Annotated in this window: 18 protein-coding genes; 14 read left to right on the top strand and 4 right to left on the bottom strand. The window is 73.9% G+C overall.

The features are described 5' to 3' along the window. The first annotated feature begins 227 nt into the window (after nucleotides 1-227). The 4 genes from ABT026_RS03310 (at nucleotide 228) to ABT026_RS03295 (ending at nucleotide 2,910) form a co-directional block, all read left to right on the top strand. Nucleotides 228-1,337 carry a hypothetical protein gene (locus ABT026_RS03310; protein WP_351111614.1) on the top strand — a complete coding sequence of 370 codons (1,110 nt, stop codon included), beginning with the start codon at nucleotides 228-230 and terminating at the stop codon, nucleotides 1,335-1,337. Nucleotides 1,338-1,479: 142 nt separating this feature from the next. Next, nucleotides 1,480-1,743 carry a thiamine-binding protein gene (locus ABT026_RS03305; RefSeq protein WP_351111612.1) on the top strand — a complete coding sequence of 88 codons (264 nt, stop codon included), beginning with the start codon at nucleotides 1,480-1,482 and terminating at the stop codon, nucleotides 1,741-1,743. A 59-nt stretch (nucleotides 1,744-1,802) separates the two neighbouring features. Next, nucleotides 1,803-2,165: a helix-turn-helix domain-containing protein gene (locus ABT026_RS03300; protein ID WP_351111656.1), complete on the top strand. Its 363-nt coding sequence runs from the start codon at nucleotides 1,803-1,805 to the stop codon at nucleotides 2,163-2,165. Between the two features lie 109 nt (nucleotides 2,166-2,274). After that, nucleotides 2,275-2,910, top strand: coding sequence for a DedA family protein (locus ABT026_RS03295; RefSeq protein WP_351111610.1), 636 nt, complete (start codon nucleotides 2,275-2,277; stop codon nucleotides 2,908-2,910). Between the two features lie 54 nt (nucleotides 2,911-2,964). On the opposite strand, the gene ABT026_RS03290 is transcribed toward ABT026_RS03295, so the two are convergent. The 4 genes from ABT026_RS03290 to ABT026_RS03275 all read right to left on the bottom strand — a co-directional run bounded on the left by ABT026_RS03290 (nucleotide 2,965) and on the right by ABT026_RS03275 (nucleotide 6,632). After that, on the bottom strand, nucleotides 2,965-3,624 hold the full coding sequence (locus ABT026_RS03290) for a hypothetical protein (protein WP_351111608.1): 660 nt from the start codon (nucleotides 3,622-3,624) through the stop codon (nucleotides 2,965-2,967). 175 nt (nucleotides 3,625-3,799) lie between these two features. Beyond that, on the bottom strand, nucleotides 3,800-5,752 hold the full coding sequence (locus ABT026_RS03285) for an FUSC family protein (protein WP_351111606.1): 1,953 nt from the start codon (nucleotides 5,750-5,752) through the stop codon (nucleotides 3,800-3,802). Further along, on the bottom strand, nucleotides 5,749-6,123 hold the full coding sequence (locus tag ABT026_RS03280; protein ID WP_351111604.1) for a fluoride efflux transporter FluC: 375 nt from the start codon (nucleotides 6,121-6,123) through the stop codon (nucleotides 5,749-5,751). Before ABT026_RS03280 ends, ABT026_RS03285 begins: the two co-directional genes overlap by 4 nt. Beyond that, complete coding sequence (locus tag ABT026_RS03275) at nucleotides 6,120-6,632, bottom strand: fluoride efflux transporter FluC (RefSeq protein ID WP_351111602.1); 513 nt, start codon at nucleotides 6,630-6,632, stop codon at nucleotides 6,120-6,122. Before ABT026_RS03275 ends, ABT026_RS03280 begins: the two co-directional genes overlap by 4 nt. 101 nt (nucleotides 6,633-6,733) lie before the next feature. On the opposite strand from ABT026_RS03275, the gene ABT026_RS03270 reads away from it, so the two are divergent. The 10 genes from ABT026_RS03270 (at nucleotide 6,734) to ABT026_RS03225 (ending at nucleotide 15,848) form a co-directional block, all read left to right on the top strand. Next, entirely contained in the window at nucleotides 6,734-7,708 is a 975-nt protein-coding gene (locus ABT026_RS03270; RefSeq protein WP_351111600.1) for an urea transporter, read from the top strand. A 58-nt stretch (nucleotides 7,709-7,766) separates the two neighbouring features. After that, nucleotides 7,767-8,072: an urease subunit gamma gene (locus ABT026_RS03265; RefSeq protein ID WP_351111598.1), complete on the top strand. Its 306-nt coding sequence runs from the start codon at nucleotides 7,767-7,769 to the stop codon at nucleotides 8,070-8,072. A 2-nt stretch (nucleotides 8,073-8,074) separates the two neighbouring features. Further along, nucleotides 8,075-9,190, top strand: coding sequence for a sirohydrochlorin chelatase (locus ABT026_RS03260; RefSeq protein WP_351111596.1), 1,116 nt, complete (start codon nucleotides 8,075-8,077; stop codon nucleotides 9,188-9,190). Continuing rightward, nucleotides 9,187-9,624 carry an urease subunit beta gene (locus ABT026_RS03255; protein WP_351111594.1) on the top strand — a complete coding sequence of 146 codons (438 nt, stop codon included), beginning with the start codon at nucleotides 9,187-9,189 and terminating at the stop codon, nucleotides 9,622-9,624. Before ABT026_RS03260 ends, ABT026_RS03255 begins: the two co-directional genes overlap by 4 nt. Nucleotide 9,625: 1 nt before the next feature. Further along, a complete protein-coding gene (gene ureC / locus ABT026_RS03250) occupies nucleotides 9,626-11,350 on the top strand; it encodes an urease subunit alpha (RefSeq protein ID WP_351111592.1) in 1,725 nt (574 codons plus the stop codon). 69 nt (nucleotides 11,351-11,419) lie between these two features. Then, a complete protein-coding gene (locus ABT026_RS03245) occupies nucleotides 11,420-12,100 on the top strand; it encodes an urease accessory protein UreF (protein WP_351111654.1) in 681 nt (226 codons plus the stop codon). 62 nt (nucleotides 12,101-12,162) lie between these two features. Then, complete coding sequence (gene ureG / locus ABT026_RS03240; protein ID WP_351111590.1) at nucleotides 12,163-12,783, top strand: urease accessory protein UreG; 621 nt, start codon at nucleotides 12,163-12,165, stop codon at nucleotides 12,781-12,783. Between the two features lies 1 nt (nucleotide 12,784). After that, nucleotides 12,785-13,726, top strand: a complete 942-nt coding sequence (locus tag ABT026_RS03235; RefSeq protein WP_351111588.1) for an urease accessory protein UreD — start codon at nucleotides 12,785-12,787, stop codon at nucleotides 13,724-13,726. Between the two features lie 36 nt (nucleotides 13,727-13,762). Then, nucleotides 13,763-15,118, top strand: coding sequence for an ammonium transporter (locus ABT026_RS03230; protein ID WP_502967884.1), 1,356 nt, complete (start codon nucleotides 13,763-13,765; stop codon nucleotides 15,116-15,118). Between the two features lie 73 nt (nucleotides 15,119-15,191). Next, complete coding sequence (locus ABT026_RS03225; RefSeq protein ID WP_351111586.1) at nucleotides 15,192-15,848, top strand: 2'-5' RNA ligase family protein; 657 nt, start codon at nucleotides 15,192-15,194, stop codon at nucleotides 15,846-15,848. Nucleotides 15,849-15,878 lie beyond the last annotated feature (30 nt).

Raw genomic sequence — 15,878 nt, 5'->3', positions numbered from 1 at the left:
TGCCGTTCTTGCTGCCGGTTCGCTTGTCAGCGGGCCTGAGCGGGGTCTGGTGCGTGCGGCTGCAAGGCGGAGGAGGGAGGCGACGCGGAGCGTCGTCGACCGACGACAACGCCGCAGACGTGCGTGCCAGACGCCGCGACCCACGTGCGTGATCCGCCGGACAGGCCCTAACCTGCCGCACTGGATCTTCGGCCGCGAACGGGAGGCGGCCAGGGAGGGGGAGGGCCGTGTCCGAGCACCTGTCCGACGAGGAGTTGGCCCGGTTCCTGCGGGAGAGCGCCGAGGGGACCGCGGCGGACGCGCCGAAGGAGCCCTCGGCGCGCGCCCGGATGGTCACCGCGCGGCTCAGGGAGCAGGAGGCGCGGGGCGAACTGCCGCAGGGATGGCGCACCCCCACCGACCTGGGCCGGTACCGGCGGCGTGCCGCCCGCCACCGTCGCGTCAAGGCCGCCTTGGCCGGTGTGGTGGTCCTCGGCCTGGCCGTGCTCGCCCTCAACCCGTCCCTGCTGCCCGGATACCCGTGGGGCGACGAGGGGACGGACGCCACCGCCACGGCCCGGAGGCTGCCCGCCGAGACCGCCGCCCCCACGGCGGCGCCGGGCGCGGCGCCCGGCGCCGCCACCCTCGAGGACCCCTTCGCCGGATCCCCGGCCGCCCGCTGGCAGGAGGGCGAGGAGAGCATCGTGATGCCTCCCGCCGAGGCGACCGGCGTCTTCTCGCGGCAACAGGTCGAGCAGGCCCTCGAAGGGACGCGCACCCTGCTGGTCGACGCCAACATCGCCCCGGCCACCCTGCGCGGGGCGACGCCGAAGGCGGCGCTGGGCGTCCTGGACCCGCTCCAGCCCAAGCTCCTGGAGGACCTGAGGAGGTCGCTGAGCGACCCGGGCGAGGAGGACAACCCGCTGCTCGTCTTCAGCCGGTTCGACCCGGACGAGTCCCGCGTCGTCGGCGACCGGGTCCGCGCCCGCGGCCGCACGACGGTGGAGGAGGGCGAGCGCGGAGCGCTCTCCGTCACCGCCGACTACACCTTCGTCTATCCGGTGAAGCGGGCCGACGAAGGCTCCACCGAGGTGACGCGGGCCGTGGTGCGCCGGGTGCTGAAGCTGGAGATGCCCGACCCCGACCGCATCGTGGCGACCCCCGGCAAACTCATGGTCAAGCGGTACGACAGCGAATGGAGCAACGGGGGCTGCGGGGCCGCCGACGGATGGGCGCACCCCGAGTTCCCCTCCGACCCGCACGAGGCCGCGCCGTCGGACGGAGCCACCGTCGACCCCTACGACCGCAGCGGCGCCCTCGGCGCCGGAGGCGAGTGCGGGGTCTTCTCCCGCATCTGACCGGCCGCCGGGCCGCCGGGTCGCCCGACCGGCGGGTCGCCCGACCGGCGGGCCGCGGCGCCCGGGCGGTCGTCGGTTAGAGTCGCCGCCGGGCCGGGCGCGGACGTCCGGCCCGGTGCTCAGGGTGCTCCGGGGGTCAGGAATGCGTGTGCGGGTGGAGTTCACGACCGAGCCGTTCGACCTCGACGAGGTCCCCGGCCACGCGGTCGCGGCCCGGGAGGCCGTCGAAGGGGCCCAAGGGCTGGAATCCGTCGACGTCGGCCCCTTCGGCACCACCGCCGAGGGCGACGCCGAGGCCGTGCTCGCCGCGGTCGACACCGTGCTGCGCCGCTCGCTGCGGGCCGGGGCGTCCCGCGTCACGCTCCAGGTCAACGTGGTGGACGAGGCCGACGGGGACGCCGGGTGAGCGCCTCCGGGAGTGCGCGGGACCGGTTCGTCGACGCGGTCCGGCCACTGGCCGACGCCATGGGCGCCGTGCTGCTGCCCCCGCAGGAGGCGGGCCCGGACGACGTGGTGCTGCGCTGGGAGGGCGCCGAGGCGGTCGCCGTCCGGCTGCCGCAGCTCGCCGAGTCGCTGGACCACGTGCTGGCCGCCATGGAGCGCACCGCCGGCGGGCCGCTCGCCGCCCTCGACCGCAGGGCCAAGCAGGAAGTGGTCCGCACCCTCGAGGCCCGCGGCGCGTTCGCCGTCCGCCACGGCGTGGAGACGGTGGCGGGCGCGCTGGGCGTCAGCCGGTTCACCGTCTACAACTACCTCAACCGGGCGCACGGGGAGCGGGCCCCGGAGCGAGGACGGGACGAGGAGACGGACCGGCCCCCGGCCGGCTGAACCGCCCCCGCAGCAGCCCCGCAGCCGCCCCCGCAACCGAGCGCGACCGACCGCACCCGCACCCGCACGGCTCCGGGCCTGGCGGCGCCCTCGCGCCTACGATGACGCCATGGCCCACCCCTTGCCGGGCCCCCTGGCGCATCTGGAACCGCTGCTCGGCCACTACGGCTACTGGGCCGTCGCCGGCGTGATCCTCGTGGAGGACTTCGGCGTCCCCATCCCCGGGGAGGCGATTCTGATCGCCGCGGGCGTCTTCGCGGGAGCGGGACGGCTGGACATCGTCGCCGTGGCGCTGATCGCGTTCGTGGCCGCCGTCATGGGCGACAACATCGGCTACCTGATCGGCAGGTACGGAGGACGCGCCCTGGTCCACCGCTGGGGCAGGTACGTGTTCCTGACGCCGGAGCGGTTCGCCAGGGCCGAGGCCTTCTTCGCCCGTCACGGGGGCAAGATCGTCACCGTGGCCCGGTTCGTCGACGGCCTGCGCCAGGTCAACGGGATCGTCGCCGGCACCACCGGGATGCCCTGGCGCCGGTTCCTCGCCTTCAACGCCCTCGGCGCGGCCCTGTGGGTGGGCCTGTGGGCCACGCTCGCCTACGCCGCCGGGGACCACATCACCGAGATCTACGCCGCCGTCTCGCGCTACCAGCGGTGGGTGCTGGTGGGTCTCGGCGTCCTGGTCGCCGCGCTCGTCGCCCGCCACCTCCTGCGCAGGCGCCGGCGCGGAACGACGGAGCGGCAGTGACCCCGGGCCGGGCCGCGGACGTCTCAGCCGTCAAACCGTCAGGCCGTCAAGAGGTCAGGCCGTGGGAGCCGCCTGGGCGATGTCGGTGTGGAGATGGGACATCAGCTCGCTCATCTCGGTGACCTCCGGGGAGTCGGGCGCCGCTCCCCGGGCGACGCCTCCCAGCCATTCGGTCGTGGCCAGGGCGAGCCGTGTCGCGTCCTCGGAGCGGCGGTCGCCGAGCAGCCCCTCCAGACGCTGGGCGATGTCGGGAAGGGTCTCCTCGTCGGTGGCCGGCGGCAGCACGTCCCGCAGCTCGGCCGGGAGCGGCGAGCGGCCGCGCTGGGCGCGTACCGCGTCCACGACGGCGGTGTTCTCGCCGAAGTGGTCCAGGTTCTCGGTGAGGACCAGGAGCCGGGCCGTCAGGCGTGGCAGACCCGGATGACCGTCCAGCCACTCCAGCACCTGGCGGTACCCTCCGAGACGGTCGTTCACCTGGCTCAGGCGCTCCTCGGCGCGCGGCGACAGGGACCAGCGCCGGGGGAGGAGCGTGGCGACCTCCTCGGCCAGCCTCGCCTCGTCCTCCGGCGCCAGCGCGCCGTCCTCGAACCGGTTGGCCAGGTACTGGTCGAGCCCGAACGCGTCGGGGCCCGGGTCGCCGGGCGGGTCGTGCGCCTCGTTCCTCAGGCGACGCCGCAGTCTCCCGGTGACCCTGCTCAGTGGCTTCTCGTGCATCGGTCCTCCCGTCGGCCGCGGACATGACCTTGCCGCGCGGCGGACCCTGGCCGGATCGCGCGTGCGAGGTTCGCCGCCGCACGGGGCCGCCGCCGGCCCCACTGTGCCGTTCCGCGTGCGGCCGCGCATGCCGGCCGGGGCGGGCGGGTGACCCGGAGGAGGGCCGCCCGGCCGGTCAGGTGCGCTCTCCCTCTCCCGGCACGGCGGGAGGAGCCTGGCCCCGCAGCGCCCGCCGGAGCGCCTCCAGCCGCCGGTACAGCCGCGGCCGGTGTTCCGCCAGGGCGGCCGGCGGCGGATCGGTGAGCGCCGACCGGACGCCCGTCGCCCCGGGCAGCCCCTGGCGTGCGGCGTGAGCCACCAGGTCCAGGTACGCACCGGTCCGGGCGCCCTCGGCGGGGTGCGACGGTGCGGGCTCACCGCCCAGGAGGCCGGGTGCGAGCAGGCGGCGCACCGCCAGCACGACCGGCCACAGCCGGTCCGCCGTACCGGTGGAGCGGAGTTCCTCGGCGGGCACCGCCGCGTGCATCGTCCACAGGTCCCCCATGCGCCGCCAGGCCAGGCCCTCCGCCACGGGGTCCGCCGTCCCCGTGCTCAGCCGTGCGCGGACGGCCGCCCCGGCGGCGGTCACGGCCCGGGCCACCGCCTCGCACACCCGCCGCACCGGCACCCGCGGCAGCAGGACGGCCGCGGCCAGGCCGACGACGAGTCCCAGACCGAGGTCGAGCATGCGGTAGAGGGCGAGTTCCTGCACGCTGGTCCCTGCCGGCAGCACGGCGGCCACCAGCAGCAGCGCCACCGGGGTGTTCAGCAGCATCCGAGTGAACATGGCGCTGACCGGCACGGCCCGCGCCACGGAGTGCACCAGGGTCGCGGCCACCACGGTGCTCCAGACGCCGGGCTCGAAGAAGTGACACACCACGGCGGTGACCCCCGCCCCGACCACCGTGCCGGTCAGGCGGCCCCAGGAACGCCGGACCGGCTGCTGGTGGGCGCCCTGCAGGGCGGCGGCCGCGCCCAACGCCACCCAGGCGGGGTGCAGGACCGGCAGCAGGGCGCCCAGGGCCGTGCCCACCGCGACGGCGAGCCCGACGCGCAGCGCCAGAACCGGAGAGGGCGACGCGCGGGACAACAGGTCGCCCAGTTCGTGCCGCAGGGAGTTCCCCCGCGGCAAGGGTCTCGGCCACAACGCCCGCGCGGTGCGCAGCAGTTCGGGCGAGAGCGCCGGGCCTCCGACCGGAAGGGGCGGAGCATCCTCACCCGGACCGTCCACGGTGGGCCACCGCTCGGGCTCGCGCCCGGCGGCGACCGCGCCGGCGGCCTCGCGCAGCAGCGGAGCCCACCCGTCCGGCACCCGTCCGGCGCCTCGCTCCGTCGCGTCCGTCACCGCGTCGAGCACCGTCTCCAGCCGGAGCATGAGGGTGTACAGCACCAGCAGGCGGGGCGGGAGTGCGGCGCCGCGCAGCCCCCGGGCGTCCTGCACGGCCGACCAGCCGCCGTGGACGGCCTGGTACGCCTTGCGCCGCGCCACCCGCGGTTCGTCCTCACCGTCGTCCGTCGCGCCCGCCTCCGCGTAGGCCGCGACGGACCGCAGCGCGCCGGCCACGGCGCCGTCCTCCGGCCCGTGGGGCCGCAGGATCCAGCCCGACATGATGGACAGCCAGGACACCGTCGCGCCGACCAGCAGGAAGCCCGCCCGCACCGCCGTGTCCCGGAGGCCCACCGGCGGCAGGAACGCCGTCAACGCGGCCACCAGCACCACGAAGTAGCTGCCCGGTCCGCTCAGGTGCAGCGCGCGGACCAGCAGTGTGGCGCCCAGGGCGAAGACGGACAGGACCCCCACCATCGCCCACACCTGCCCGGCGGCGAGCGAACCCGCCAGGAAGGCGACGGCGAACCCCGCGGCCAGGACGACGAGCAAAGGACCCCGCCGGGGGTAGGGGTCGCGGGCGCCGTAGGCGTCGATGTAGCAGCCCATCGCGGCGAAGACTCCGTTGTGGATCCCCGCTCCCGCCGTCACCAGCCCGACCGAGAGGCCGAAGGCGACCAGCGCCTTCAGTCCGCGTGCCCGGTCGAGCGGGGGCAGCGCCCGGCGTGCCCGTCGCGCCGGGCGGGTGGCGGCTCCGCTCACCAGAGGGCGGCGGCGACACCCGCGCCCGCGAAGGACAGGCCGAGGCCCGCCACCACCGTGACCAGGAGGTAGCCGGCCGCCCCGGCCACCCGCCTGCCGTCGGCCATGGACATCACCTCGTGGGAGAACGTCGACCAGGTGGACAGCGCGCCGCAGAAGCCCGTGGCCAGCAGCGCCTGACCGGACGGGCCCAACGCGTCCTCACCGCCCGCCTCGACCAGGAACCCGAGGATCAGACAGGCCGCCATGTTGGCCAGGAACGTCCCCCAGTGGAAGGCGCCGCTCAGGCGCCGGCCCGCCACCGCCGCGATCAGGTAACGGGCGGCGGCGCCGACGGCGCCGCCGAGCAGGACCAGCAGCAGGTGGTTCATCGGTGGTCGCTCCTCGATCCCTCGTCCGTCTTCCCACGCCCCGTCAGCACGGTGCGCGCCAGCGCCGCGCCGAGGGCGACGCCCGCCAGGGCCGCCGCCACCGTGAGGACGATGTAGCCCAGGGCGGACCCCGGCTGGTCGTTCTCGAACAGGCGCCGCGCGTCGTCCGTGTAGGACGAGAACGTGGTGAAGCCCCCGAGCACACCGGTCCCCAGCAGCGGGTTCAGCAGCCGGGGCGCCCCCGTGAACCGCTCCTTCAACGCCACGGTCAGCACTCCCATGAGGAAACAGCCGACGACGTTGACCAGCAGGGTGGTCCACGGGAAGGCGGCCTCCCCGGTCCGCCACACCAGGGCCGCGTCACTGCCGTTGCGCCACACGCCGGCCGCCCCGAAGCGCAGCGCGGCGCCCGCCGCACCGCCGACCGCCACGACCGCGATCACCGGCCACTGCGGGCCGTTCGTGTGATCAGGATGCGTGTGGAGGTGGAATCCGCCGAAATACCCCATGTCGGCACCCTAGGTTGCTGACGGTCGGGCAGCCGACAGCAGCGAGCGCGCGCGGGGACAACAGCCCGATCGGCGCAGTGACCACTTATCGGAGGATCGACGTGACGACGCAGACCGAGCACGCCGATGACGCCCGGGGTGCGTCCGACACCCTCAAGGGGACCGCCCTGGGCGCCCTGCGCGGCGTGGGGCAGGTGGACTTCCAGGCGAGCGTGTGGACCTCCGCCGTGATCCTGGCCGCGCTGTGGGTGGAGAGCTGGGAGATGGGGCTCTTCGCCACCATCGGAGCGGTGGTGGCGACGCTCACCGCGCGGCTGCTGGCCGTCCGTCAGGACACCGTGACGCAGGGACTGATGTCCTACTGCGGCGTGCTCGGCGCCATCGCCATGGTCGTGTACCTCGGGCACCACCCCTCGACGTACGTGATGGCCGTGGCCGCCGCCGTCATGTGCACCCTGGTCACGGCCACCCTCAACCACCTGCTCGTCCCGGTCGGGCTGAAGGCGTTCACCGGACCCTTCTGCCTGGTGTCGCTGGTCATGGTCCTGGGGGCCCCGTCGTTCGAGCGCGTCTGGCACGGCACCCCCGCCACCGCCGTCACCCCGGCCACCCCCACCACCCCGGTGGTGAGCTGGACGGACCTGTGGCATGGCTTCTTCAGCAACATCGGGCAGATCTTCTTCGCCGGCACCTGGTACGTCGGGCTGATCATGCTGGTCGGCCTGTTCCTGGCGGGGTGGCGGGTGGGCCTGTTCACCGTGCTGGGCAGCGTCACCGGACTTCTCACCGCGTGGGCGCTCGGCGCGCCCGCCGCACTGATCGGCGAGGGCATCTACGGCTACAACGCCGTGCTGACCGCGCTGGCCTTCGGGGTCGTGGTCCTGCGCCCCTCGGCCTGGAACACCGGCTACGCGCTGCTGGCCGCCGCCGCCAGCACCGGCCTGACGGCCTCGCTCTCCGTGCTCTTCAAGGTGTTCGGCAGTCACACCTTCACCTGGCCGTTCAACATCACCACCTGGGCGCTCCTGGCGGCCGTGCCGCTCCTGCCGCGCATCACCCGGGCGGAGGACGGCTGAGCGCCGCCCGTCCCCGCCGCGCCGAACGTGCAACCGCTACCGAGGAAGGCATTGCCCGATGAACCTGGCACCCCGTGAGATCGACAAGCTGCTCGTGTACGTCGTGGCCGACCTGGCGCGCAAGCGCCACGACCGCGGTCTCAAGCTCAACTACAGCGAGACGGTCGCCCTGGTCACCGAGGCCATCCTGGAGGGCGCCCGGGACGGGAAGAGCGTCGCCGACTGCATGGAACTCGGCCGGCAGGTGATCCGCGAGGACGACACCATGCCCGGAGTCCGGGAGATGCTGCCCCTCCTCCAGGTCGAGGCGACCTTCGACGACGGCAACAAGCTGGTCTCCTGCCACGACCCGGTCGGGGGCTGACGGTGCCGCACGGGGCCGTCGTCGTCGCCGTCGGCGGGCACGAGAGCGACCGGGGGCGGGCCCTGCCCCCGCTGCTGGGCGACCGGGTGCCGGTGGTCACCGGGGGCCGGGAGCTGTACCGGTGCGTGGCCGCGCTGCGTGAACGCGGCGACCGGGTCTGCGTCGTGCCCATGACGCTGGGACGGGACCCGGGGCTCGTCGCCGACGCCGCGCGGACGCTGCGGGCGCTGTCGGAGGACGAGCGCGCCGGGCTGGTCCTGGCCGAGCCCTTCGGGACCGGGGACCACCTCGTCGGCTGGCTGCGCGCGGCCGCCACGAAGGTCCCGCCGGAGGAGGCCCTGCTGGTCACCGCCCCCTCGGGGGACCCGTTCGCCGACGCGGACCTCTTCCGGACCGCCCGCCTGGTCCGTCAGTACGGGCGTCACCGGACGGTGGAGGTGGCGTTCCCGGGCGGCGACCCCGACCCGGCCGAGGGCGTCCGCCGTTGCCTCGCGCTCGGGGCGGAGCACGTCACCCTGCTTCCGGCGGCGTGGGTCGAGCCGCCGGTTCCCGACCCCGCGCACTGCGCGGCGGGCGGACCCCTGCTCACCGCCTCCGCCGTCGCGGGCGTGCTCGACGCGCGCGTCCGCCAGGCGTGGGAGCGCCGTGAGCGGCTCGCGGACGACGGCCTCGCCCGCGGGCTCGCCGCCGACCACGGCCACGGGTACGCCCACAGCCACGGCGGTGACGACGACCACGGTCACGAGCACGACCACGGTCACGGTCATGAACACGACCACGGTCACCGCCACGAGCACGGCGACCACCACGGCCACGGTCACAGCCACGGCGACCACCACGGCCACGGTGGCCACAGCCACAGCCACAGCCACGCCGGCGGCGACGCGCGCGGTCACGGCGCAGGTGCGGCCCCCCGCGCCCCGGAGGCCCCGCAGGCCCAGGGCGGTCGTCCGCTCCCCGCGGCCCCGGCCGCGTTCCGGGAGGCGGACGCGGACACGACGCCGGCGCCCCGCCTCCTCGGCACCCCGTCCGCATCCGGTCCCGCGCGCGGCGGGGCCGGCGCCGCCACGCCGGGTGCGCACCCGCACGTCCACCTCTCCACCAGGAGCACTCGATGACACTTCCCCCGCGGTACCAGTACGGAGACGGCGAGATCGAGATCAACGCCGGGCGACGCACCGTCAAGGTGACGGTCCGCAACACCGGCGACCGGGCGATCCAGGTCGGGTCGCACTACCACTTCTTCGAAGCGAACTCCGCCCTGGACTTCGACCGCAACCTGGCCCTGGGCATGCACCTCAACATCCCGGCCGGCCTCTCCGTCCGCTTCGAGCCGGGCGGCACGCACGAGGTCGAGCTGTGCACCTACGCCGGCACCGGCCGCCTCACCGGTTTCAGCGGTCTCCTCAACGGCAGCGTCAAGTCCCACCCGGCCCGCGTCGAAGCCGTCTCCCGCGCTCTCCAGCGCGGCTTCCACGGCGCCGGACCGGAGGGCGACACCGAGCAGGACAAGGCCGACGACAAGAAGTCCAAGAAGAAGGGTTCGAACTGACATGCCGGTCATCAGTCGCAAGCAGTACTCCGACCTGTTCGGGCCCACCGTCGGCGACCGCATCCGCCTCGCCGACACCAACCTCGTCATCGAGGTCGAGAAGGACTTCCGCGCCGGGTCCTACGGCGACGAGGTGGTCTACGGCGGCGGCAAGACCATGCGGGACGGCATGGCCTCGGACCCGCAGGCCACCGCCGCCCAGGGCGCCCTCGACCTCGTGATCACCAACGTGGTCGTCCTCGACCCGGTGCTCGGCGTGGTCAAGTGCGACATCGGCGTCAAGGACGGGTTCATCGCGGGCATCGGCAAGGCCGGCAACCCGCAGACGCAGAACGCCGTCGACCCGCGCCTGGTCATCGGCGCCTGCACCGAGGTCATCGCCGGCGAGCACCTGATCGCGACCGCCGGGGCGATGGACTCGCACGTCCACCTGATCTCCCCGCAGCAGTGCGAGCAGGCGCTGAGCAACGGCATCACCACCCTGTTCGGCGGCGGCACCGGCCCCACCGACGGCTCCAACGGCACCACCTGCACCCCGGGCCCCTACAACCTGGCCCGCATCCTTCAGGCCGCCGAGGACCTGCCGGTCAACCTCGGCATCATGGGCAAGGGCAACGCCAGTCTGCCCGGCGTGCTGGACGAGCAGATCGCGGCGGGCGCGGCCGCGCTGAAGGTGCACGAGGACTGGGGCTCCACCCCCGCGGTCATCGACACCGCGCTGGCGGTGGCCGACCGGCACGATGTCCAGGTCGCCATCCACACCGACACCCTCAACGAGGGCGGCTTCTTCGAGGACACCCGTTCCGCCATCGACGGCCGCACCATCCACACCTTCCACAGCGAGGGCGCGGGCGGCGGCCACGCGCCCGACATCCTGCGGGTGACCGGCGAGGCGAACGTCCTCCCCTCCTCCACCAACCCCACGCTGCCCTACACCAAGAACTCCGTCGACGAGCTGCTGGACATGGTGATGGTCTGTCACCACCTCAGCCACGAGATCCCCGAGGACGTCGCCTTCGCGGACAGCCGGGTGCGGGCCGAGACGATCGCCGCGGAGACGGTGCTGCACGACCGCGGCATCATCAGCATGATCTCCTCCGACTCGCAGGCGATGGGACGCATCGGCGAGTCCGTCACCCGGGCCTTCCAGATCGCGCACGTGTGCAAGGCGCAGCTCGGCCCGCTGCCGGAGGACTCCGAGCGCAACGACAACCAGCGCGTCCTGCGCTACCTCGCCAAGGTCACCATCAACCCCGCGATCGCCAGCGGCATCGCCGACTACGTCGGCTCGCTGGAGGCGGGCAAGCTGGCCGACATCGTGCTGTGGCCGATGCACTCCTTCGGCGCCAAGCCGAAGATGGTGATCAAGGGCGGCATCGTGTCCTGGGCGCAGATGGGCGACCCCAACGCCTCCCTGCCCACCCCGCAGCCGGTCTACTACCGCCCCACCTTCGGCCACTACGGCCGCGCGATGCAGGCGACGCACGTGACCTTCATGTCCCAGGCCGGCATCGCCGCGGGCGTCCCGGAGAAGCTGGGCCTGGAGCGCAACGTGCTGCCGGTGCGCAAGACCCGCACGATCGGCAAGCACAACATGGTCCGCAACGACGTGATCCCGGACATCACCGTCGACCCGGAGACCTACCAGGTCACCGTCAACGGCGAGGTGGCCACGATCGACCCGGCCCAGAAGCTGCCGCTCAACCAGCTCTACTTCCTGGTCTGACGCGTGTACCGGGAGAACACGGCCGCCGGCGGGGCGGCGGCCCGGGCGGAGAACGAGCGGGCGACGGAGCTGGACCGCCTCCTGGTCAGCCTCCAGCTGACCGACTCGGCGTTCCCCAGCGGCTTCTACACCCTGTCCCACGGGCTGGAAGGGTACGCGCAGGCGCGGGCGGTGGACCCCGGCTCGCTCCCCGCCCTGCTGCACGACCTCCTGCGGCACGGCGTGGGGCCCGGCGACGCCACCGCGCTCGCCCTCGCCCACCGGGCGGCGGCCGCCGACGACTGGGAGACGGTGGCCGCCGTCGACGCGCGGCTGCACGCCACCAAGCTCAACCGCGAGATGCGCCAGGCCGCCACCCGCACCGGGCGGCAACTGCTCGACCTGGCGGCCGAGGTGTTCGGGGCGGCCGGCATCGTCCGGTACCACCGGGCGGTGACCGACCGCCGCGTCCCCGGCACCCAGGCCGTGGCCGCCGGCGTGGTGTACGCGGCGAGCGGGGTCCCGGCCCGCCAGGCCGTCGCCTCGGACCTGTTCGCCTTCTGCGCGAGTTTCGCCGGCGCCGCGCTGCGGCTGCGGCTGACGGACCACCGCCGGGCCCAGTCCCTGCTGCGGGAGGCCGCCCCGGTGATCGTCGAGACCACGCACGCGGCACTCGCCCGCGAACTCGCCGACCTCGGGGCGACCACCTTCGCCGCGGACGTCATGTCCGCCCGGCACGAGCGGGCGGAGGCCCGCCTGTTCGCGACCTGACCGGACCTGACACCGGACCTGCCCGGACGCCGTGCGCGGCGTCCGCACCGAAAGGAAAGACCATGCGAGACAACGTCCTGCGCGTCGGGATCGGCGGCCCCGTCGGCTCGGGCAAGACGGCCCTGATCGAGGCCCTGGTGCCCGTCCTGATCGAGCAGGGCAGGCGGCCGGCCGTCATCACCAACGACATCTACACCCAGGAGGACGCCCAGCACGTCCGCCGGACGCTCCAGGGGGTCCTCGACGGCGACCGCGTGGTGGGTGTGGAGACCGGCGCCTGCCCGCACACCGCCGTCCGTGACGACCCCACGATGAACCTGGCCGCCGGGGCCGAGATGCTCGAGCGCCACCCCGACGTCGACGTCCTCCTCTACGAGAGCGGCGGCGACAACCTCACCCTCACCTTCAGCCCGGCCCTGGTCGACCTCTTCGTCTTCGTGCTGGACACCGCGGAGGGCGAGAAGATGCCGCGCAAGCGGGGGCCGGGCATCACCGAGTCCGACCTGCTGGTGATCAACAAGGTGGACATCGCCCCCTACGTGCGCACCGACCTCGGCGTGATGGAGGGCGACGCCCACCGGGTGCGGGGCGACGGGCCGGTGGTGCTGACCGACTGTCTGACGGGCAAGGGGGTCGACGAGGTGGCCGCCTTCATCGAGGCCCGGCACAAGGTCCTGACCTGAGATGACGGCGACCTTCGACCGGCTCGCGCCGGAACACTACGAACCGGTCCGGCTCCCGCCCGAGCTGGCGGCGTTCTCCTCCGTGCCCAGGACCCTCAAGCCGGGGTCGCCCGCCAAGGTGGGGGTCCTGGACCTGGGATTCGCGCGGCGCGGGGAGCGGACCGAGCTGGTCGCGCGGTACCAGAAGTCGCCGCTGCAGATCATGCGCCCCCTGTACGTCGACCCGGCGATGCCCGGCATGGCGTTCACCTACGTGATGGCCACCGGCGGGGGCGTCGCCCAGGCCGACCGCTACCGCCAGGACCTGCGGTGCGGCCCGGGCACGCAGGCCCTGTTCACGACGCAGGCCGCCACCAAGGTCTACCGGATGGAGGACGACTACGCGGCGCAGCGCGTCCACCTCACCGCCGAGGAGGGCGCCTACGTCGAGTACCTGCCCGATGCGGTCATCCCCTTCCGCGGCGCGCGCTTCCACCAGAGCGTCGAGCTGACGGTGCACGAGGGCGCCACGGTGGTCTACACGGAGACCTTCACCGCCGGGCGCCTCGCGCGCGGCGAGCGGCACGACTACACCGTGCTGACCAACGACCTGGAGGTCCGGCGCCCCGACGGCACCCTGCTGGCGGTGGACACCCTGCGGCTGCGGCCGGAGCAGCCGGGCGGGGTGACCGGGCCCGGGGTGTTCGCCGGGCACGACCACGTCGCCTCGCTCTACGTGATCAGTTCCGCCCGTCCCGCCGCGGAGATCGCGGACGCCCTGCACCGGTCCATGGAGTCGCACCCGGTGCTCCACGGGGCCAGCGTGCTGCCCGACGACTGCGGCGCCTGGGCGCGCGTGCTCGGGCAGGAGCAGCCCAGGGTGGCCGAGGCGGTCCGTGCCGGATGGGACGCCGTGCGGCGACTGCTCATCGGGCATCCGGCTCCCGACCTGCGCAAACCCTGACGGCCCGCCCCCGCCGACCCTGAGGAGACCACGTTCATGACCACCGTCCTCACCGCCGCCATGCCGCCGGGCTACGACTCGGGCGACACCGCCTGGATGCTCGCGGCGACCGCCATGGTGCTGCTGATGACACCCGCCCTGGCCTTCTTCTACGGCGGCATGGTGGCCACCCGGCACATCCTGGTGATGCTCAAGATGAGCTTCGCCTCGCTGTGCTTCGTGACCATCGCCTGGTTCCTGATCGGGTACAGCCTCGCCTTCGGGCCGGACGTCGGCGGGGTCGGGCTCATCGGCAACCTGGACCACGCCCTGCTGCGCGGCATCGAGCCGGACACCCTCACGGCCTCCTTCCCCACCTACATCTACGCCACCTTCCAGATGGGCTTCGCCATCGTCACGGTGGCGCTCATCAGCGGCTCCATCGCGGGCCGGGCCTCCATGCGGGGCTGGCTGGTGTTCTCCGTGCTGTGGCTGCTGATCGTGTACGTGCCGATCGCGCACTGGGTCTTCGACACCAAGAGCGGATGGATCTCGGCACACCTGGGCGCCCTGGACTTCGCCGGAGGCCTGCCGGTGGAACTCAACTCGGGCATCGCCGGCCTCGCCGCGGCCCTGGTGATCAGGGGACCCGCCGACTTCCGCCGCAGGGAGCCGCGCCCGAGCAACATCCCGCTGGTGATGATCGGCGTCGCCCTCCTGTGGTTCGGCTGGCTGGCCTTCAACGCCGGCTCGGCGCTGCGCGACACCGGCACCGCCGCCACCGCCTTCCTCAACACCCAGCTCGCCGCGGCGGGGGCCATGGTGACCTGGCCGCTGGTGGAGTACCTGAAGACCAAGAAGGTCACCATGATGGGCGTCGGCTCCTCCGCCGTGGCCGGCATGGTGGCCATCACCCCCGCCTGCGGCGAGATCGACCCGGTGGGCGCGCTGATCACCGGCCTGGTGACCGGGGCCTTCTGCGCCTGGGCCGTCACCCTCAAGTACCGCCTGAACGTCGACGACACCCTCGACGTGGTCGGCGTCCACGGCGCGGGCGGCTTCGTCGGCCTGCTGATGGTGGGCCTGTTCGCCACCCGAGGGGTCAGCGGGAAGGAAGGCCTCTTCTACGGCGGAGGCGGCTCCCTGCTGTGGCGGCAGGCCGTCGCCATCGTGGCCGTCGCCGCCTTCTCGTTCGTCATGACCTGGCTCATCGCCCAGGCCGTCGACAAGGTGGTCGGATTCGCCGAGAACGAGGAGTACGCCCGCGTGCCCGGTGAGGACGAGGAACGCGCCTACGACCTCCGTACCGTCGGCCGGCTGGACGCCCGGACCGCGGACGGCCGGGGCCTCGACAAGGAGAGCCTGGAACAGATCCAGCAGCTGCTGCGGGAACACCGCGAAGGCCGGCTGTAGCCGCCAGGGGCCCGCGGGTCCGTCGCCCGGCCTTCCCCAGACGCTGGGGAGGCCGGGCGCTATCGTGAACGCCATGCAGCGCCGCGTCACGTCCCCCGGGGTGTCCCGCACCCTCTCGGCCGGCGACACCCTCGGTCAGGCCGAGGCCGAGGCCGCGGAGGACGAGGCCTGGCCGGTCGCCGTCGGGACCACCTCGCTGAGCGTCCCGCTGCCCGGTCTCGACCGCCTGGTCGCCCCCTGGCGGCGCGCCTGGGACACCGCGGCCCGCCACGGCGGCACCGCCCACGCGACCGTCCTGTTCCCCTTCCTGTCCCGCGAGCGGGTGGACGGCGACGCCCGCGCCGCCCTCGCCCGCGTCTTCGCGGCGCACCCGCCGTTCGAGCTCCGGTTCGACGGGTGCGCCCGCTTCCCCGGCGTCCTGTGGCTGCGCCCCGAGCCGGATGCCCCGCTGCGCGCCCTCACCGCGGACGTCACCGCGCACTGGCCCGAACACCGCCCGTACGAAGGGCTGTTCGGTGACCTCGACCCCCATGTCACGGTCGCCAACAGCGGTGACGCGCGGCAGCACGACCTGATCGAGGCGGCGCTCTCCCCGCACCTGCCGCTGACCGAACGGGTCGAGGCGGTCGATCTGGTGGCGTACGACGGAGTGAAGTGGCGGCAGTGGCTCCGCTTTCCTCTCGGCCGGGCGGACGGCGCAGCGGCCGGCCATTCTTCAACAAATTGTTGACGCCCGGCGGCCGGGTGGGGTTGGCTGCCT

The sequence above is a fragment of the Streptomyces sp. NPDC002734 genome, assembly GCF_040295685.1.
GTDB lineage: Bacteria > Actinomycetota > Actinomycetes > Streptomycetales > Streptomycetaceae > Streptomyces.
The sequence above is the reverse complement of the archived record's forward strand: the minus strand, read 5'-3'. Positions and strand labels throughout refer to the sequence as shown.